The sequence below is a fragment of the Novosphingobium sediminicola genome (assembly GCF_014196525.1).
GTDB classification, from domain to species: domain Bacteria; phylum Pseudomonadota; class Alphaproteobacteria; order Sphingomonadales; family Sphingomonadaceae; genus Novosphingobium; species Novosphingobium sediminicola.
Genome location: NZ_JACIDX010000017.1, coordinates 44834 through 63716, shown reverse-complemented (window position 1 = coordinate 63716; position 18883 = coordinate 44834). Strand labels below are relative to the sequence as shown.

Below are 18883 nucleotides of genomic sequence, written 5' to 3'. Positions count from 1 at the left end.
TCATGTCGCGCATCTTTATTGACCGTCCGATCTTTGCATGGGTGATTGCGATCATCATCATGCTGGCCGGTATCGCCGGGGTTTCGACCCTGCCGGTGCAGCAGTTTCCGGACATTGCCCCGCCTCAGGTGAACATCAACACCACCTATCCGGGGGCGTCGGCGGCCATTCTGGAAACCAGCGTCACGCAGGTGATCGAGCAGCAATTGACCGGCCTTGACGGGCTGCTCTATTTCTCGTCCACCTCCAGTTCGTCGGGTTCGGTGTCGATTTCGGCCACGTTCGAAAAAGGCACCAACCCCGATATCGCCCAGGTGCAGGTCCAGAACAAGGTGCAGCAGGCCCTCTCGCGCCTGCCGTCGGTGGTGCAGCAGCAGGGCGTGCGCGTGACGAAGTCGAACCCCGACTTCCTGCTCGTGGCCTATGTGGCCGACACCTATGACCGCACGACCAACATCGACGTCTCCGACTTTCTGGCGAGCCGGTTGCAGGAGCCGATCGGGCGCATCGAGGGCGTTGGCCAGACCAACGGTTTTGGCGCGCAATATGCGATGCGCGTCTGGATGGACCCGAACAAGCTGGCCGCCAATCAGTTGATGCCTTCCGACATCATCACCGCGATCACCGCCCAGAACGCAGAAGTGGCGGCGGGCGAAATCGGCGCGGTCCCCTCGCCTGTGGGTCAGATGCTGGACGCCACCGTGACGGCCCAGTCGCGTCTGACCAGCCCGGCTGAATTTGCCCAGATCGTGGTGAAGAGCGCCAGCAGCGGCGCGACGGTGCGCCTGTCGGACGTGGCGCGGATCGAACTGGGTTCGGAATCCTATGGCGTGGTCAGCCGCGTCAACGGCCATCCGGGGGCAGCGCTGGCCATTTCGCTGGCGCCGGGCGCGGACGCTCTGGCCACGGCCAAGCTGGTCAAGGCCAAGTTCGCTGAGCTCTCCAAGAGCTTCCCGGCGGGCTATACCTACGGCTTTGCCAATGACTCGACGCGCTTCATCTCCAAGTCGGTAGCCGACGTGGTGGAAACGCTGTTCGAAGCCATTGTGCTGGTCGTCATCGTGATGTTCGTGTTCCTGCAAAGCTGGCGCGCAACGCTGATCCCGGCGATTGCGGTGCCGGTGGTGATGCTGGGCACTTTCGCGATCTTTGCGGTGGCGGGCTATTCGATCAACACGCTGACGCTGTTCGGTCTTGTACTGGCCATCGGCCTGCTGGTCGATGACGCCATTGTGGTGGTGGAAAATGTCGAGCGGTTGATGGCCGAAAATCCGGGCATGACCCCGCGTGAGGCGACCATTGAATCGATGAAGGAAATCTCCATCGCGCTGATCGCCATCGCGCTGGTGCTCTCGGCGGTGTTCATGCCGATGGCTTTCTTTGGCGGTTCGACGGGCGTGATCTATCGCCAGTTCTCGCTGACCATCGTTTCGGCCATGGCGCTTTCGGTGGTGGTGGCGCTGGTGCTTTCGCCCGCGCTAACCACGACGATCCTGCAAAGGCCGGAGGATGAGGATGAAACCTCGTTGATCGGGCGGGCCAGCCATTGGATGCGGGTCAAGTTCGAGCGCTATTTCGGGCGTCTGCTCGAATGGTATCACCCCAAGGCGAGCTGGGCCGCGACGCATAAGCGGATCCCCATTCTGGCCTATGGCGTGGTGCTGGTGGCACTGGTCGTGCTGTTTGTGCGGATGCCTACGGGCTTCCTGCCTTCGGAAGATCAGGGCATGGCCCAGATCAGCTTCCAGTTGCCCGCCGGCGCCACGCTGGAGCGCACGCAGGAAGCACAGCTGGCGATCGAGAAATATTTCCTCCAGCACGACAAGAAGAACATCGACGCCGTGCTGGTCGTGGCGGGCGGCGCGCAAGGCGGCGGCAGCGGCCAGAACGCGGGTCGCGGTTTCGTCTCGCTGACCGATTGGGACCAGCGTAAGGGCACGGAAAATTCGGCCGAAGCCATCACCCGCCGCGCGACCGCTGCGATCAGCGGCGGCTATCGCGATCTGGAATTCTATGCGCTGCAACCGCCTATTGTGCGCGGCCTTGGTCAGGCCACCGGCTTTACCGCCGAGGTGCTGAACAGCGGCGGCATGGATGCCGAGGCCTTTGGCAAGCTGCGCGACGAAATTCTGGCCGAGGCGCGCACGCTGCCCCAGCTCTCGAACGTTCGCCTGACCGGCCTGCCCGATCAGCCGACGCTGAAGATCACCACCGACACGGCCAAGCTGACCGCGCTCGGCGTTGCGCCTTCGGATGTGAACACCACGCTGGCCGCCGCTTGGGGCGGGCGTTATGTCAATGACTTCGTGGATCGCGGGCGTGTGAAGCGCGTCTATGTAATGGGCGATGCTGAATTCCGCTCGCGCCCTGAGGATCTGTCGCAATGGCAGGTGCGCAACAGCAGCGGCAAGATGGTGCCCTTCTCGGCCTTCGCCAGCTTTACCTGGAGCAAGGCCCCCAACGCCACCTATCGCTTCTCCGGCACGCCCAATTTCGAAGTCTCGGGCCAATCCTCGCAGGGCTATTCCTCGGGCGATGCGATGAATGCGTTCGAGGCTCTGGTCGCGCAATATCCCGATGTGTCGATCGCATGGTCGGGCGCCTCCTATCAGGAACGCCTGTCCTCGGGTCAGGCGCCGCTGCTCTATTCGGTGTCGCTGGTGGTGGTGTTCCTCTGCCTTGCCGCGCTGTATGAAAGCTGGAGCATTCCCTTTGCCGTGCTGCTGGTCATTCCGGTGGGTCTGGTGGGCGCGGTCGCTCTGGTCACGCTGCGCGGGCTTCAGAATGACGTCTATCTGCAGATCGGCCTGACGACGACGATGGGTCTTGCGGCGAAGAACGCGATCCTGATGATCGAATTTGCCGAACAGGGCGAAAAGGCGGGCAAGGACCCGATCACGGCCGTGCTGGATGCGGCGCGGATGCGGTTGCGGCCTATTCTGATGACGTCCTGCGCGTTCATCTTCGGCGTGCTGCCGCTGGCCATTGCCACCGGGGCGGGCGCCAATGCCCGCATCGCAATCGGCACTTCGGTGATCGGCGGCATGTTGACGGCAACGGGTCTGGCGATTTTCTTCATCCCGCTGTTCTTTGTGCTGGTGCGCGGCGGTTTCCGTCAGTTCCGTCGCAAGAAAGCCGACGATCATGGAGTGGTGGCATGAAGAACCTTTCCCTGATTGCGGCTTTGGTTTTGGCTTTGCCCGGTGGGTTGCAGGCGCGTCCGCGCGCCGATCAGCCCGCTGATGCCGCGCCTCTGCCCATCCCCGCCGCATGGCCCAAGGGCGAGGCCTATGTCCTGCCCGGCGATGCGGCGCTGCCGTCTTATTCCTATGCGCAGGTTTTGGCCGATGCGCGTCTGGTCAAGGTGATTGATCTTGCTTTGGCAAAGAATCAGGACCTTGCCGTGGCGCTTGCCAATATCGAAACGGCGCGGAACCAATATCTGGTGCAGCGCGGCGCGCTGTTCCCGGAAATCGACGCCAATGGCGGTTTCACCCATGCGGGCGGCGATGGCACGCGCGTGGCGGGGGCGACCACCAAGGGCGATTCCGCCAGCGCGACCGGCACTCTGGCCAGCTATGAGGTCGATCTGTTCGGACGCGTGCGCGGCCTGACGGCGGCGGCCAAGGCCACCTATCTGGCCAGCGAGGCCGGATCGCGCGCCACGCGGCTGACGCTGATCGCCAATGTCGCCAATGGCTGGCTGACCTATGCGGCGGATCGAAGCCTGCTGAAACTGGCGCAGGATACGGCGGCCAGCGCGGAAAAGAGCGTGGCGCTGACCAAGCGGCGGGTGGATGGCGGGATTGGCCTGCTGGCCGATCAGCGCAAGGCGGAACTGACGCTGCGCACAGCGCAGGCCGATGTCGCGGCCCAGACCAATGCGGTGGCGCAGGATCTCAATGCGCTGCGTCTGCTGGTGGGCGATGATGTGCCGGGCGATCTGCTGCCCGCCTCGATTGACGATGCGGCCGCGCATCTGGCGCCGGTCGCGGCGGGGCTGGATAGCTCGATCCTGCTGCGCCGCCCCGATGTGGCGCAGGCGGAATTTTCGCTGCGTTCGGCCTATGCCAATGTCGATGCGGCGCGCGCGGCGCTCTATCCCAAGATCACGCTGACGGGCGTGGCGGGTGTGGCCACCACCGCGCTCTCCAGCCTGTTTTCGCCCGCGAATTTCGCATGGGGTCTGACATCGGCAGCCTCGTGGCCGATCTTCAAGGGCGGGGCGGCCAAAGCGTCCTATCGCGTCAGCCAGGCCCAACGCGACGCGGCGCTGGCCACCTATCGCAAGACGGTGCAGAGCGCCTTTGCCGACGTGGCCAATGTGCTGGCGCGGCGCGGCACGATTGAGGCGCAGATCGAGGCCGTGCGCGCCGGGCGCGATGCGGCGTCCGACAATTACCGTCTGGTCAATCGCCGCTATGAAGGCGGGATCGGCACATGGCTCGATGCGTTGACCGCGCAGCAATCGCTCTATTCCTCGGAAAAGACGCTGGTCTCGGCGCAATATACGCGGGCCAGCAATCTGGTCGGCCTCTATCGCGCGATTGGCGGGGATAGCGCCGCAATTGCACGGCGTTAAGCGGATGGGGGCTTTTTGAGGCCAAAAATGCCCCCTACCCCTTGGCTTTTGCGCCATTGCGCGCCATAGGCGGGGCCGATTCTACCATGATGCATCATCGGTGCATCGCACCCGATCGGGTGCCATAACAGAAAGGCCGCCCAGCGATGAAAGTGCGCGTTTACGTCAGCCTCAAGAACGGGGTGCTCGATCCGCAGGGCCGCGCGATCCACCATGCCATCGAAGGCCTTGGCTTTTCGGGCGTTTCCGACGTCCGCGCCGGCCGTTTGATCGAGCTGGAAGTGGACGAGACGGTCAGCGATGCAGCGCTTGAAGAAATGGCGCAGAAGCTGCTCGCCAATCTCGTGATCGAGAACTATCGCATCGAGAGGGTGTAAGCCATGCGTTCGGCAGTCATCACCTTCCCCGGATCGAATTGCGACCGTGACATGGCCGTGGCCGTCGAACAGGTCTGCGGCGGCGAGGTTCACCGCGTTTGGCATGGCGACGCCGCCCTGCCCGAAGGTCTGGACTTCATCGCCTTGCCCGGCGGTTTCTCCTATGGCGACTATCTGCGCAGCGGCGCGATGGCTGCCCGCAGCCCGATCATGCGTGCCGTGATCGAAGCGGCCAATCGCGGCGTCAAGGTGCTGGGCGTGTGCAACGGCTTTCAGGTGTTGACCGAGGCAGGCCTGCTGCCCGGCGCGCTGATGCGCAATGCCGGCATCCGCTTTGTCTGCCGCGAAGTGAAGTTGACGGTGGAAAACAACACCAGCGCCTTCACGCATCGCTATCTCAAGGGTCAGACGATCACGATCCCCGTGGCGCATCACGATGGCAATTTCTTTGCCGACGATGCCACGCTTGACCGCCTCGAAGGCGAAGGCCGCGTGGCGTTCCGCTATGCCGAGGAAGTCAACGGCTCGGCCCGCAACATCGCGGGCGTGCTGAACGAGGGCGGCAATGTGCTGGGCATGATGCCCCACCCGGAACGCTTCATCGAAGCGGCGCAGGGCGGCATCGACGGTCGCGCGCTGTTTGAAGGCGTGACCAAGGCGCTGCTGAGCGCCTGATCGCTCAGACCGAAGCGTTTAGAAGGGCGGGTTGACCAGACGGTCAGCCTGCCCTTTCTTCTTGGGCAACAGGCACAGGGCGCGTGCCGAACAGATCCTGCACTTCCTCCACCCCGCGCGCATCGCCATAGGCCAGCCCCTGAAGGCGACGACAACCCAATTTGCAGGCGATTTCCAGCTCTTGCGGGGTCTCGACACCCTTGGCGATGGTGATCATTTCCAGACTGTCGGCAATCGCCACGGCCGCACGGATCATCGCCATGCTTTCCGCATTGCCCGAAGCCGCACCCTTCATCAGCGCCCGGTCCAGCTTGATCGCATCGAAACGCATCTCGCACAGGATCGCGACCGAGGCCTGACCCGCGCCGAAATCGTCCAGAATTACCGAGCAGCCCAGCGCCGTCAGCCGTTCGATTGTCGCGCGCGCCAGCGCGGGATCGCGCTGAAACAGGCTCTCGGTCACCTCGATTTCCAGCCTTTGCGGGGCCAGATTGCTGACCGCCAGCGCAGTGACGACATGGTCGATAAAGGCCGGGTCCAGCGCCTGCTTATCCGAAACATTGACCGAAACGCGCAGGTTTCCGGGCCATTGCGCAACCTGATGGCAGGCTTCTTTCAACACCCATGCGCCAATCGGCAAGCTCAGGCGTGTGTCTTCGGCCAGCGAGAGGAAGCGGTCGGGCGAAACCCGGCCAAGTTCCGGGCTGTTCCAGCGCAGCAGGGATTCGAAACCCACCAGACGCTCGCTGCGGGCATCAACCACCGGCTGATAGAACATCTCAAATTCCTGCCGCTCAACCGCCGCGCGCAGGGCTTCTTCCAACCATGCGCGTGCCTCGGCCTCGGCGCGCAACGCTTCGTCAAAGGCCGAATGCATCCCGCGCCCGTTGCGCTTGGCGCGATAGAGCGCGAAATCGGCATTGCGCATCAGCGCAGGCACGCTGCCCCCATCGACCGGGCCGAAGGCCGATCCGACCGAGGCGCCGATCGTCAATTCATGGCCGTCGACGAAATAGGGCTGGGAAAGATCGGCAATGATCGCCTGCGCCAGACGGGCCACCAGCGTGCGCTCATTGGCCTGACGCAGCACCACGCAAAATTCATCGCCGCCCAGCCGCCCGCACAGCGAATTGGGCGTCATCAACACTTTCAAACGCTCGGCCACCTGACTGAGCAACTGATCGCCCACCGGATGGCCCAGCGTGTCATTGACCGCCTTGAACCGGTCAAGGTCGATCATCAGGAAGGCGCATTGCCCATCGCCCTCACGCGCGGCCACCAGCGCATTTTCCAGCGCATCGATCACCATCATGCGATTGGGCAGGCCGGTCAGCGTGTCATAACGCGCCAGATAGGCGATCTTTTCGCTGGTTTCCTGCTGCTCGGTCACATCCGAGGCAACGCCGCGAAAGCCTATAAAAGCGCCAGCATCGTCAAAACGCGGCGCGCCCGACAGCGACCAGTAGCGCCGCGTGCCCTGCACCATCACCCGCACCAGCAGGTTCGAGAAGCTCTCGCGCGCCTTGAACTTCTCTTCCAGCTCCATCAAGCCGGGGATCGTGCCGCGCTCAATCCCGCGTCCCTCGCCCGAGCGCGGATCGCCGCCCGGCCCCAGCAACAGCGAGAGAAAGCCCGAGCCTTCGATCTCGCTGGGCGCCATGCCCATCGCTTCGGCAAAACGGGCCGACACCGCGCGCACCCGGCGCTGGGCATCGGTCTGCCACAGCCAGTCGGCCTCATCCTCGTCAAATTCGCGCAGCAGCAGGCTGACCACCTCGTTGCGTTCGGCCATGCCCGCCACCGCAAGGCGCGAGGCAAGGAAATGGCGCGAAGCCTCGATCGTGCCCAGCGCAATGCTGGCCACGAACAGCGCCGCCACGCCCGCCATGCCCGGTTGCAACAGCGTGAAAAAGCCCACTACCGAGCCGCAGCCGACAATCGTGGAAAACAGCAGCGTGGACAAAGGCACCGTGGGCACGATCACCGCCGAAACGGTCATCAGCATCGCCAGCACGGTCCAGAATTCATAGCGCAGATGGACCGGCGCCTGCGGCAGGAAAAACAGCAGCGGCGAGGCCCAGACCATCGCATTGATGATCGTGCCCATAGCCTGGCGGCGGAATTCATTGCTGGACATGCCGCGCCGGTCGGCGTCGCTCAATTGCCCTTCGTTGCGCACGCTATAGGTTAACGAAGCGCACAAAGCGCCCAGCCAGCCACCGATCATCGGATGGCTGACATAGGGGGCAAACAGCAGGACCGAAACAATCGCGGCCAGCGCTTGCGCCCAGATGCGGGCGCGCGCCACCAGCGCAAGCTGGGAATATTGCAGCCCGCGCAGGCGCGCCCATTCCTCTGAGCCTTGGCCGGAAAGGCCCAGCACCGACCAGATGCTCAGTTCGCCAATTGCGGGGGAGGAAATCGCGTGAGTCATTGCAGTGAAACCTACGCTGCAATGCCTATCGCCATGTGTAATGGATGTGGTAAACGGCGCGTCAATACTTTGCCGTTTTTCTAATAAAAACGGGGCGGAAACAGACAGATATTCTGCCGCCTCCGCCCCGGTAATTGCGTCAATTATTCCACCGTCACCGACTTTGCCAGATTGCGCGGCTGGTCAACGTCCGTACCCTTAACGCAGGCCACGTGATAGGCCAGCAACTGCACCGGCACCGCATAGACCAGCGGCGCGATCAGCGGGTGAACCTGCGGCATCTCGATGGTGGCCATGCAACCCTCACCGGCCTCGGCCAGCCCTTCGGCATCCGAGATCAGCACGATTTTGCCGCCGCGTGCCCGCACTTCCTGCATGTTCGAAACGGTCTTTTCAAACAGCGGGCCCGAGGGCGCGATCACGATCACCGGCACATGCTCGTCGATCAGGGCGATGGGGCCATGCTTCATCTCGCCGCTGGCATAGCCTTCGGCGTGGATATAGCTGATTTCTTTCAGCTTGAGCGCGCCTTCCAGCGCCAGCGGATAATCCTGTCCGCGGCCCAGATAGAGCACGTCGCGCGCCGGGGCGATCAGATGCGCCATGGCCGCAATCGCATCGTCATAAGCCAGCGCGGCATTGAGCGCGGCGGGCGTTTCGATCAGATTGCGCACAACCTCGCGCTCGTCATCGCGCGTCATGCGCCCACGCTTTACCGCCAGATGCGCGGCCAGAGCGGCCAAAACGGCGAGCTGACACGTAAACGCCTTGGTCGAGGCGACGCCGATTTCCGGCCCGGCATGTGTGGGCAGCAACAGGTCTGCCTCACGCGCCATCGAGGACGTAGGCACATTGACCACCACCGCGATGGTCTGCCCATTGGCCTTGCAATGGCGCAGAGCGGCCAGCGTATCGGCCGTCTCGCCCGACTGGCTGATGAAGATGGCCAGACCGCCCGGCTCCAGCACCGGATCGCGATAGCGGAATTCGGACGCCACATCGATGTCCACCGGCAGGCGGGCGAAATGTTCAAACCAATATTTGGCCACCAGCCCCGCATAGAACGAGGTGCCGCAGGCCACGATGGTCACGCGCTTGATGGCCGACAGGTCGAAGTCGATCTGGGGCAGAGCCACACTCTCATCGTCGCGGCGCACATAGCTTTGCAGCGTCTGGGCCACCACGGTCGGCTGATCGTAGATTTCCTTCTGCATGAAGTGGCGGAAATTGCCCTTTTCCACCGCTGCCGCCGAAGCGCCCGAGGCCACGATCGGACGTGTGACAGGATTGTTGTCCTTGTCGAAAATCTCCACCCCTTCGCGGCGAATGACGACCCAGTCGCCTTCCTCCAGATAGGTGATGCGCTGAGTCAAAGGCGCCAGAGCCAGCGCGTCCGAGCCGAGGAACGTCTCACCCTCGCCATAACCCAGCACCAACGGCGAGCCGAGACGCGCGCCGATCAGCATGTCGGGATATTCACGGAAGGCAATCGCCAGCGCAAAAGCCCCGCGCAATTGCGGCAACGCGGCCTTGACCGCATCGACCGGCGAAAGGCCGCCTTCGACCAGATCCGACACCAGATGGGCCACCACCTCGGTATCGGTTTCCGATTCAAACACGCGCCCCTTGGCCTGCAACATTTCGCGCAAAGGGCGGAAATTCTCGATGATGCCATTATGCACCAGCGCCAGCTTTTCCGTAGCATGGGGGTGGGCATTGGCGGCCGTGGGCGCGCCATGCGTGGCCCAGCGCGTATGGGCGATGCCCACCAGGCCCGGCGCGGGATTAACTGCCAGTTCCTTGACCAGATTGAGCAATTTGCCCGGCGCGCGGCGGCGGATCAATTCGCCGTCATGCACCGTACAAACGCCCGCCGAGTCATAGCCGCGATATTCCATCCGGCGCAAACCATCGACCAGACGATCCGCCACCTCTTCCTTGCCGACAATGCCGATAATCCCGCACATATGTTCAGCCGCCCCTTTATCCATCCGTGACCGGGACATGCCCGGTCATTGCTTGCGGCCCCTATTAAGGGCCAAACGCTTTCTGTCCGATTAAGCGGGCTTAGCCCTGCTTTTCGGCCTTTTTCTTCTTCATCGCATCGTGGAAACGGTCGGCCCAGCCGGGCTTGACCATTTGTTCGGCGCGCACCAGCCGCAATTCGCCATCGCCCACATCGCGCGAAACCGCGCTGCCTGCGGCCACGATGGCGTCCTTGCCGATCCGCACCGGGGCGATGAGCGCGCTGTTTGAACCGATGAAGGCGCGTTCGCCAATCACGGTCTTGTATTTGAAATAGCCGTCATAATTGCAGGTGATCGTGCCCGCGCCCAGATTGGCGCCCGCCCCCACTTCGGCGTCGCCGACATAGGAGAGGTGGTTGACCTTGGCGCCCTCGCCGATAACGGCTTTCTTGATTTCGACGAAATTGCCGATCTTGGCCTTGGCGCGCACATCCGCGCCGGGGCGCAGGCGGGCATAGGGGCCAAGCTGCGCCTTGCTGCCCACGGTTGCGCCTTCCAGATGGCTGAAGGCATGGATCGTGACATAATCGGCCACAGTAACGCCCGGCCCAAACACTACATTGGGCTCGATCAGCACATCGCGGCCAATCTGCGTGTCCCAACTGAACCACACAGTTTCGGGCGCGATCAGCGTCGCGCCGTCGGCCATGGCCTGCGCCCGGCGGCGGTCCTGCCAGCGGCGCTCGGCATCGGCCAGTTCGGCGCGGCTGTTGATCCCGGCTACCTCGTCCGGGTCGGTGGTCACGACCACAGCGGCGTGATCCCCATCGGCCAGCGCGATGTTCACAATATCGGGCAGGTAATATTCGCCCTGCGCATTATCATTGCCCACCCGCGCCAGCAACGCAAAGAGATCGCCCGAACGCGCGGCCAGCAGACCCGAATTGCACAATTTCGTCGTGCGCTCGACCTCGGTGGCGTCCTTGAATTCGACCATCTTCACAATGGCGTCGCCGTCCGCAATCACCCGCCCATAGGCCAGCGCATCATCGGGCGCAAAGCCCAGCACGACCACCTTGGGCGCATCATCCGCATGCAGGCGCGCAATCATCGAACGCATCGTCTCGGCGGTCACAAACGGCACATCGCCATACAGCACCAGCACATCGCCATCAAAATCGGCCAGAGCATCCTGCGCCATCTGCACCGCATGGGCGGTGCCATGCTGGGGGTCCTGCACGGCGATGGTCGCCCGCGCGCCCAGCGCCTTTTCCAATTGATCGCGGCCATGTCCCGCCACCACCACCTGCCGCGCAGGCGCCAGTTCCGCCGCGCTGGAAAGCAGGTGCTCGAGCATCGGCCTCCCGGCGATGGGGTGCAACACCTTGTGGGTGTCGCTTTTCATGCGGGTTCCCTTGCCCGCGGCAAGGACAACGACGGCGAGCGGTGTCGGAATATTTGTCATATCGCCCCCATGCCAGCAAATCCTTGCAGATTCCATACGGACACGGCATCGGCGTCAGTCATGCACAATTTTCCTTTCGATATCGTCGGATTCGACCTCGACGGCACGCTGCTCGACACCAAACTCGACCTTGGCGTGGCGCTCAATCATGCGCTGGAGCAAGGCGGCTTTGCGGCGGTTCCGCTCGACATGATCCCGCGCCTTGTCGGCGGCGGCACGCGGGTGCTGATGGAGCGCGCGCTGGCGGTTCAGGGGGCGACGCTCGACGATGACGGATTGACCGCAATGGCGGCTGAACTGGTGCGCTATTACGACGCCAATATCGCGGTCCATTCGCGCCTGTTTCCGGGCGGCGCGGAGATGCTCGACGATCTGGCCGGGCGCGGGGTCAGGCTGGCGGTGGTGACCAACAAGATGGAGCATCTGGCGCGTAAGCTGTTTGGCGAACTGGGGCTGACCGAGCGATTCTATACGATCATCGGCGGCGACACGCTGGGGCCGGGGCGGCAAAAGCCTTTGCCCGATCTGCTGCATCTGATGGTTGAACGCTCGGGCATGGCCTCGCCGCGCACCGCCTATATCGGCGACACCCATTTCGACACGGGCGCGGCGCAGGCGGCCAATATCCCCTGCGTGGTGTGCAGCTTTGGCTTTAATCAGGGCCGGACCGAGCATTTGGGCGCCGATGCGGTGATCGACCATTTCGACGCGCTGGTGCCCGCGCTGGAGCAATTGGGCGGAAAATGAAGCAACTGGGCCTGATCGGCGGGATGAGCTGGGAAAGCTCGGCCCATTATTACCGGCTGATCAATGAAGGCGTGCGCGCCGTGCGCGGGGCCACCACTTCGGCGCGCTGCATCCTGTGGTCTTTCGATTTTTCCGAAATCGCCGCCCTGCAACATGCCGGAGACTGGGACGCGCTCTCGGCCCGGATGGTGGAAGCCGCAACCGCCTTGGAGCGGGCGGGCGCGCAGGCGCTGGTGCTGTGCACCAACACAATGCATCGCCTCGCCCCGGATATTCAGGCGGCAACGCCCCTGCCCCTGCTGCATATTGCCGATCCTGCGGCGCGGGCCGCGCTGTCGCTGGGCGCGCGGCGGGTCGGCCTGATCGGCACGGGCTTTACCATGGAGCAGCCCTTTCTGCGAGATCGTCTGGCCACTCATGGGCTGGAGGTCATCACACCGGAGGCGCCTGATCGCGCCGAAATCCATCGCATCATCTATGACGAACTGATCGCGGGCATCGTCTCGCCGGCCTCGCGCGCGAGCTATCGCGCTATCCTGCATCGCCTGGCCGCACAGGGGGCCGAGGCGATCATCCTTGGCTGTACCGAAATCATGCTGCTGGTCGATGAGAGCGACAGTCCGGTGCCGCTGCTGGACACCACCGCGCTGCATGCTGCCGCGGCCGTGGAACTCGCACTGGGCGATTAACCCTCGACGATCTTGACCAGCCGCCGCTCGATAATACTGAGCACGCCCGCCAATTCATGGCCGCGCTTGAGAACCTGCCCGGCCTCGCCATAAAGCGCCCACATGCCCTGTTTTCCGCGCAGCGAGGGGCGCTTTTCGATCCGCGCCTGCGGCCTTTCGGCGCTGCGTTTAAAGGCAGAGAAACTGGCGGCTTCCTTGCCGAAATCCATCGCATAATCGCGCCACTGGCCCGCCGCGACCATCCGGCCATAAAGGTCGAGGATGCGCATCAGTTCGGCCCGGTCAAAGGCCACCTGCAAAACCGGGCGGGGAAAGGCAACGACTGTAGGCGGCTTCTCCGGCTCCATCGCGCCGGATTACCCCTTGGTCCCGTCATGACGCTGATCGGCGGCCAGCAGATCGGCCACCTGCGCGCGCAGATCGGCGATTTCGGCCTCCAGCTTACAGATCCGACCCACCGCCGGTTCGGCATCCGCGCAAGGCTCCTTGCAGGGCGTGCCATACGGGATGAAATCCTTGGCCCATGTCTCGGCCGCCACCAGCGTGCTGCGCGCCTTGACGCCCACCATGGTCGCGCCCTCGGGCACATCCTCGGTCACCACCGCATTGGCGCCCACGCGGGCGCGGCGGCCAATCGTGATCGGGCCCAGAATCTGCGCGCCCGAACCGATGATGCTGTCATCGCTCAAGGTCGGGTGGCGCTTGCCGCCGACGCCATTGGCCGGATTGGTCCCGCCCAGCGTCACGCATTGATAGATCGTGACATTATCACCGATTTCGGCCGTTTCACCGATCACGGTAAAGCCATGGTCGATGAACAGATGCCGCCCGATGGTCGCGCCGGGATGGATGTCGATGGCGGTGAAAAACCGCGCCAGATGGTTGACCGCGCGGGCCAGAAAGAACAGCCGCGCCCGGAACAGGCGATGCGCCACGCGATGGAAACCCACCGCCCAGAGGCCCGGATAAAGCAGCACTTCCCAACGCGAGCGCGGCGCGGGATCGCGCGCGACAATCGAGTCCAGATAGGCGATCAGACCTGAAACCATCCCTCAAAATCCCTCTGCGCGCCGCAGGTAATCCTACGTCCGCCTTTATCGCTATGTTTTACAACATACGCGGTTCGGCAGATCCATTCAACTCCTCCAGCGCGTCCCGCAAGATCGCCTGTCCCGGCGGCGCCTTGCGCTCCAGAGACAACCGGTCAATCGTCGCCACCAGACGTTCAGCAACGATATGGGTACGCTCACACCGGCTTGCAAGATAGCGCGCGTGATCGTCGGTCAAAGGCAGCAGGCGCGTTTCGGCATGGGCCGCGATCAGGTCGGCCATCATCTCGTCATCGGGCGCCTCAATGTCCAGCCAGAGCGCGGCCCCCATACGCGAGCCAAGGTCGGGCAGCGTGATCTTCCACCCGCCCTCACGCGCGGTGGTGGTCAACAGCAGAGGCGTCTTTTCCTCCTGCGCGCGGTTCCAGCGGTGAAACACAGCGGTTTCGTCCATCGTGTCGGCATCGTCCAGCGCCACGCCGCCGCTCTCGGCAAACCATGCAGCCAGCAGGCTCTTGCCCGAACGCGGCGGGCCGGACAGGATCGCGGTGCGGAAAGGCCAGCTTTCCGGCGCGGACAGCGCGGCAATCGCCGAGGCATTGCCCTCGCCCACGACAATGCGCGCGGCGCTGGGCGACTGATCGGGGGCCAGCGGCAGCGCGAACTGACTGGATGCGTTTTTTTTCATAATTTTGCTCATAAATCTCTATCGGCGGATGCGCAGCGCGGCCCCTGCCACGCTGACCTGCCACCCTGCCTTGCGCAAAGCCGCCGCCAAAGCGTCGGCATTGCCGTTGAACTGCGCGCGCATCACCGAGGTTCCGCCAATCGCGATCGAAGTGGTGGCCGCATTGTCCACCCCCGCCACGCCGCGCACCGCGGCCAGCGCCTGATCCACCGCGCGCGCATCGGGCGAAGCGAATTGAATGGTCAGCGCCGCGCCGCCCGGCTTGGGCTGGGGCGCAACCGGTTGTGCGGCAACAGCCTCGGCGGCGGCGGCCTCATCGGCGGCATGTTCGGCGGCGGCCTGCGCGGCGGCGGCGGCCTCGGCGGCGCGGCCTGCGGCGATCAGCGAGGCCAGCCCCGGCTCCATCGTGGGATGATCGACCGAGAGCGTGGGATCGGGCCGCAACAGCCCGCGCGTCAGCGCATCGGTATAGATCTGGTCCATCCGCGCCAGCGCCTGCGCCAGCATCGCGGGCACGGCGCTGTCATCCGAAGCATTCAGTTCAAACGAACCCAGCGCAATATTGTCCGGACCATAGCGCGCGGTAAAAAAGCCCTTCACCGGCCCGCCGGGCCATTGCCGTTCGAGCCGCGCGGCAGGGATCAGCACATCCGAGGCACCGAACTGGTCCAGCAGACCGCGCCACCAGACGCGGCTGCGGCGTCCGGGCTGGCCCGCGTTGATCAGCAGCGAATCGGCCCCGCCGCCATTGGCGCGCACATAATCAATCGCGCTGGCCCCGGTGCGATATTCGGCCCAGACCTTTTGCCAAGGGCTGCGCACTTCAAACACCTGTCCCACCCCGCCCGATGTCAGCACGGGAATCACCAGCATCGGCGCCGAACGCACAGCAACGCCGCCATTGCCCGCACCATATTGCCCGGCGCGCGCGCGGTCGAAGGCAATCACCAGCTTTGCACGATAACGATGCGGCCCGATTTCCTCGCGGTCCACCACCACGCCCGCCACGATGCTCTCGATCGTGCCAACGTCCAGCGCGGGGCCATGCGCGGCTTCCCAGGCCTTCTTATAGGCCTCGCGCCAGCCATTGAGCTTGGCTTCCTGCGCATTCTTGCCGGTGGCGTCGACCTCGATATTGCCGATTTCGATGTCATTGCTGGCCACCACCGGGGCGATGCCGCGCTCGCCCTCGATTTGCGCCAACAGGCGATCAGGGCCGACAAAAGCCACCGCGCCCGCCGCCAGCAGACCCGCCGCCAGCGCGCCGCGCGCGACAAAACCACGGGGAAGAAGCGCGATCAGGCCACGCTGTGCGAGAAGATTTGCCGGATTTGTCATGTTCAAGGGTCGCTATTGCCCAATCGGGCATGGAAATCCAAGCAGGAAAGCGCTAGGCGGCGCGCAAACATGATTTCTTCGTAAGCGAGCAAGACCCCATGACCGACACCACAGCCTCTGGCCCCACCAATTACACGTATGAGGACGCCGGCGTTTCGATTGCCGCCGGCAATGCGTTGGTGAAGGCCATCGGCCCGCTGGCCAAATCGACCCGCCGCCCCGGCGCGGACGCGGATCTTGGCGGTTTCGGCGGCTTCTTTGACCTCAAGGCAGCGGGCTATAAAGATCCTCTGCTGGTGGCGGGCAATGATGGCGTTGGCACAAAGGTCAAGCTGGCTATCGACCATGACCGCCATGACAAGATCGGCATTGACCTTGTCGCCATGTGCGTCAACGACCTGATCGTGCAGGGGGCCGAGCCGCTGTTCTTCCTCGACTATTTCGCCACGGGCAAGCTGGAAAACGGCGTGGCCGAGCGCGTCATCGCCGGGATTGCCGAAGGCTGCCGCATCGCGGGCTGTGCGCTGATCGGGGGCGAAACCGCCGAAATGCCGGGCATGTATGCCGCCGGTGACTATGACCTTGCCGGTTTCTGTGTCGGCGCGGTGGAGCGCGGCGAGCAACTGACGGGCGACCGGGTTGCCGCGGGCGATGTGCTGCTGGGTCTCGCCTCGTCGGGGGTGCATTCGAACGGCTATTCGCTGGTGCGCCGTCTGGCCGCCGACAAGGGTTGGAAGCTGGACCGCCCCGCGCTGTTCGATGCCGACCGCCTGCTGATCGACTATCTGATCGAGCCGACTCGCATTTATGTGAAGACGCTGCTGCCGTTTATCCGTTCGGGTCGCATCAACGCTCTGGCACATATCACGGGCGGCGGTTTGCTGGAAAACGTCCCCCGCGTGCTGCCTGAGGGGCTTCATGCCTTCATCGACGCAGATAGCTGGGAACAGAGCCGCCTGATGGCCTTCCTTCAGGCGCAGGGCAATATCGAGCCGGGCGAAATGGCACGTACCTTCAACTGCGGCATCGGCATGGTGCTGGCGGTGAAGCCTGAGGAAGCCGAAGCGCTGGCCGCGGATCTGGCCGCTGTGGGCGAGACGGTGTTCCGCATCGGCGAAATCCGCGAAGGCGCGCGCGGCTGCACCGTTTCGGGCAGCGCCGAGGCGTGGAGCGCACGGCAGACATGGACCGCGACCCACAATGCATAAGGCAAAGGTCGCCGTCCTGATTTCGGGCGGGGGTACGAATATGGCCGCGCTGCTCTATGCGAGCCGCGCGCCGGAATGCCCCTTCGAAATCGTGCTGGTGGCCAGCAATAACCCTGAGGCGGGCGGCCTGAAACTGGCCGCCGCCGAGGGCGTGCCAACCTTTGCCCTGCCCCACAAGGGCATGGCACGGGCCGATCATGATAGGGCGATGGACGCGGCGATCCGGGCATCGGGGGCGGAATATGTCGCGCTGGCCGGTTATATGCGCATCCTGACGGCGGAATTCGTTTCCGGTTGGGCGGGGCGGATGGTCAATATCCATCCCTCGCTGCTGCCCAAATACAAGGGGCTGCACACCCACGAACGCGCCATCGAGGCGGGCGACAGCCATGGCGGCGTGACTGTCCATCTGGTGACGCCCGAGTTGGATGACGGGCCGATTCTGGGCCAGACGCCGGTGGCGATCATCCCCGGCGATACGGCCGAGAGCCTCGCCGGGCGCGTGCTGTTTGCCGAGCATCAGCTCTATGCCCGCTGTCTGGCCGAACTGGTGACGCGGCCCTATCGCGCCGACTGGCTGCTGGCACGCGTGTCGGAACTGGCCGCCGCCCTGCCCGAGGTTGAGGCGCGCGAGAGCCACGGGTCGCCCGCATGGTCGATCAAGGGCGGCAAATTCTTCGCCTATTTCAATGATCGCCACCATGGTGAACAGCATATTGCCCTGCTGGTGAAAACCAGTGGGCAGGATGAAATGAACGCCCTGATCGACGCCGATCCCGAGGCTTGGTTCCGGCCTGCCTATTACGGGGCTTCGGGCTGGGCAGGGTTGATCCTGAACCGGGCGGATGTGGATTGGGATCAGGTCAGCGATTGGCTGGCGCGTAGCTGGCGGTCGGTCGCGCCTAAGCGGTTGACGCGGTTGATGGATGTGGCGGAACAGTTTTAAGGTTTAAGGGCCTCCGGCGGGCAAAGGGTCTCGACCCTTTGCAATCCCATGAATGGGTTGCGCCAAATTTGCCCGGAAAAGCGCTGTTCCGCGAAGCGGTTTAAAACTGCAAGGTCGCGCGACGATGATACGAAGCGCAACAAAGACAGTATCGGGATTGCAAAGGGACGAGACCCTTTGCCCGCCGGAGGCATAAAACCCACAACAAAAAAACCGCCGGAAAGGTCATTCCCTCCGGCGGCTTTTTCATACCGTCAAACCGTCAGGAATTAACCGACGATTTCTTCCGGCTTGAAGAAATAGGCGATTTCGATCGCAGCGTTTTCTTCGCTGTCCGAACCGTGGACCGAGTTGGCTTCGATCGATTCGGCAAGTTCCTTGCGGATGGTGCCGGCGTCAGCGTTGGCGGGGTTGGTGGCGCCCATGATGTCGCGGTTGCGCTTCACGGCGTCTTCGCCTTCCAGAACCTGAACCACGACCGGGCCCGAGATCATGAACGAAACCAGGTCGTTGAAGAAGGGGCGCTCGGCGTGAACGGCATAGAAGCCTTCGGCCTGTTCCTTGCTCATCTGGATGCGCTTGCTGGCGACGACGCGCAGGCCGGCTTCTTCCAGCATCTTGGTGACGGCGCCGGTCAGGTTGCGGCGGGTGGCGTCGGGCTTGATGATCGAGAAGGTGCGGGTAAGCGCCATGACATAAGTTCCTTGCGTTGGACGGA

Annotated in this window: 16 protein-coding genes; 8 read left to right on the top strand and 8 right to left on the bottom strand. The window is 63.8% G+C overall.

Features of this window, described 5'->3' with window-relative positions:
• Nucleotides 1-2: 2 nt before the first annotated feature.
• From GGR38_RS19180 to purQ, 4 genes are all read left to right on the top strand, one after another.
• Entirely contained in the window at nt 3-3161 is a 3159-nt protein-coding gene (locus GGR38_RS19180) for an efflux RND transporter permease subunit (RefSeq protein WP_183627754.1), read from the top strand.
• The gene (locus GGR38_RS19175; protein ID WP_183627753.1) at nt 3158-4582 is read left to right on the top strand and encodes an efflux transporter outer membrane subunit; all 1425 of its coding nucleotides are present in this window, start codon (nt 3158-3160) and stop codon (nt 4580-4582) included. Before GGR38_RS19180 ends, GGR38_RS19175 begins: the two co-directional genes overlap by 4 nt.
• Before the next feature lie 146 nt (nt 4583-4728).
• Complete coding sequence (gene purS / locus GGR38_RS19170) at nt 4729-4959, top strand: phosphoribosylformylglycinamidine synthase subunit PurS (RefSeq protein ID WP_168604598.1); 231 nt, start codon at nt 4729-4731, stop codon at nt 4957-4959.
• A gap of 3 nt (nt 4960-4962) precedes the next feature.
• A complete protein-coding gene (purQ, locus tag GGR38_RS19165; RefSeq protein WP_183627752.1) occupies nt 4963-5634 on the top strand; it encodes a phosphoribosylformylglycinamidine synthase subunit PurQ in 672 nt (223 codons plus the stop codon).
• Nucleotides 5635-5677: 43 nt separating this feature from the next.
• Here purQ and GGR38_RS19160 read toward each other — a convergent pair whose 3' ends face one another.
• The 3 genes from GGR38_RS19160 to glmU all read right to left on the bottom strand — a co-directional run bounded on the left by GGR38_RS19160 (nt 5678) and on the right by glmU (nt 11500).
• Nucleotides 5678-8068 carry a putative bifunctional diguanylate cyclase/phosphodiesterase gene (locus tag GGR38_RS19160; RefSeq protein ID WP_183627751.1) on the bottom strand — a complete coding sequence of 797 codons (2391 nt, stop codon included), beginning with the start codon at nt 8066-8068 and terminating at the stop codon, nt 5678-5680.
• A gap of 143 nt (nt 8069-8211) precedes the next feature.
• Nucleotides 8212-10035: a glutamine--fructose-6-phosphate transaminase (isomerizing) gene (gene glmS / locus GGR38_RS19155; RefSeq protein WP_183627851.1), complete on the bottom strand. Its 1824-nt coding sequence runs from the start codon at nt 10033-10035 to the stop codon at nt 8212-8214.
• 100 nt (nt 10036-10135) lie between these two features.
• A complete protein-coding gene (gene glmU / locus GGR38_RS19150) occupies nt 10136-11500 on the bottom strand; it encodes a bifunctional UDP-N-acetylglucosamine diphosphorylase/glucosamine-1-phosphate N-acetyltransferase GlmU (RefSeq protein ID WP_183627750.1) in 1365 nt (454 codons plus the stop codon).
• 60 nt (nt 11501-11560) lie between these two features.
• Between glmU and GGR38_RS19145 the strand changes: the two genes are divergently transcribed.
• Complete coding sequence (locus GGR38_RS19145) at nt 11561-12247, top strand: HAD hydrolase-like protein (protein ID WP_183627749.1); 687 nt, start codon at nt 11561-11563, stop codon at nt 12245-12247.
• Nucleotides 12244-12936, top strand: coding sequence for an aspartate/glutamate racemase family protein (locus tag GGR38_RS19140; protein WP_183627748.1), 693 nt, complete (start codon nt 12244-12246; stop codon nt 12934-12936). The genes GGR38_RS19145 and GGR38_RS19140 overlap by 4 nt, the downstream gene beginning before the upstream one ends.
• Here GGR38_RS19140 and GGR38_RS19135 read toward each other — a convergent pair.
• Genes GGR38_RS19135 through GGR38_RS19120 form a run of 4 tightly spaced genes read right to left on the bottom strand, consistent with a single transcriptional unit; the run spans nt 12933 to nt 16011 of the window.
• Nucleotides 12933-13283 carry a DUF2794 domain-containing protein gene (locus GGR38_RS19135; protein WP_172341425.1) on the bottom strand — a complete coding sequence of 117 codons (351 nt, stop codon included), beginning with the start codon at nt 13281-13283 and terminating at the stop codon, nt 12933-12935. The two genes, GGR38_RS19140 and GGR38_RS19135, sit on opposite strands and share 4 nt — an antisense overlap.
• Nucleotides 13284-13292: 9 nt before the next feature.
• Entirely contained in the window at nt 13293-13985 is a 693-nt protein-coding gene (gene epsC / locus GGR38_RS19130; RefSeq protein WP_183627747.1) for a serine O-acetyltransferase EpsC, read from the bottom strand.
• A gap of 58 nt (nt 13986-14043) precedes the next feature.
• On the bottom strand, nt 14044-14673 hold the full coding sequence (locus GGR38_RS19125; protein WP_183627746.1) for a P-loop NTPase family protein: 630 nt from the start codon (nt 14671-14673) through the stop codon (nt 14044-14046).
• Nucleotides 14674-14691: 18 nt separating this feature from the next.
• A complete protein-coding gene (locus GGR38_RS19120; RefSeq protein ID WP_246405031.1) occupies nt 14692-16011 on the bottom strand; it encodes a heavy-metal-associated domain-containing protein in 1320 nt (439 codons plus the stop codon).
• A 98-nt stretch (nt 16012-16109) separates the two neighbouring features.
• Here GGR38_RS19120 and purM point away from each other — a divergent pair, with 98 nt between their 5' ends.
• Both purM and purN read left to right on the top strand, forming a co-directional pair.
• Nucleotides 16110-17219 (top strand): phosphoribosylformylglycinamidine cyclo-ligase, encoded by a 1110-nt coding sequence (purM, locus tag GGR38_RS19115; protein WP_183627745.1) that lies wholly within the window; start codon nt 16110-16112, stop codon nt 17217-17219.
• Nucleotides 17212-18165: a phosphoribosylglycinamide formyltransferase gene (gene purN, locus GGR38_RS19110; protein WP_183627744.1), complete on the top strand. Its 954-nt coding sequence runs from the start codon at nt 17212-17214 to the stop codon at nt 18163-18165. The genes purM and purN overlap by 8 nt, the downstream gene beginning before the upstream one ends.
• Before the next feature lie 269 nt (nt 18166-18434).
• Here purN and ndk read toward each other — a convergent pair whose 3' ends face one another.
• On the bottom strand, nt 18435-18857 hold the full coding sequence (ndk, locus tag GGR38_RS19105) for a nucleoside-diphosphate kinase (protein ID WP_172341420.1): 423 nt from the start codon (nt 18855-18857) through the stop codon (nt 18435-18437).
• Nucleotides 18858-18883 lie beyond the last annotated feature (26 nt).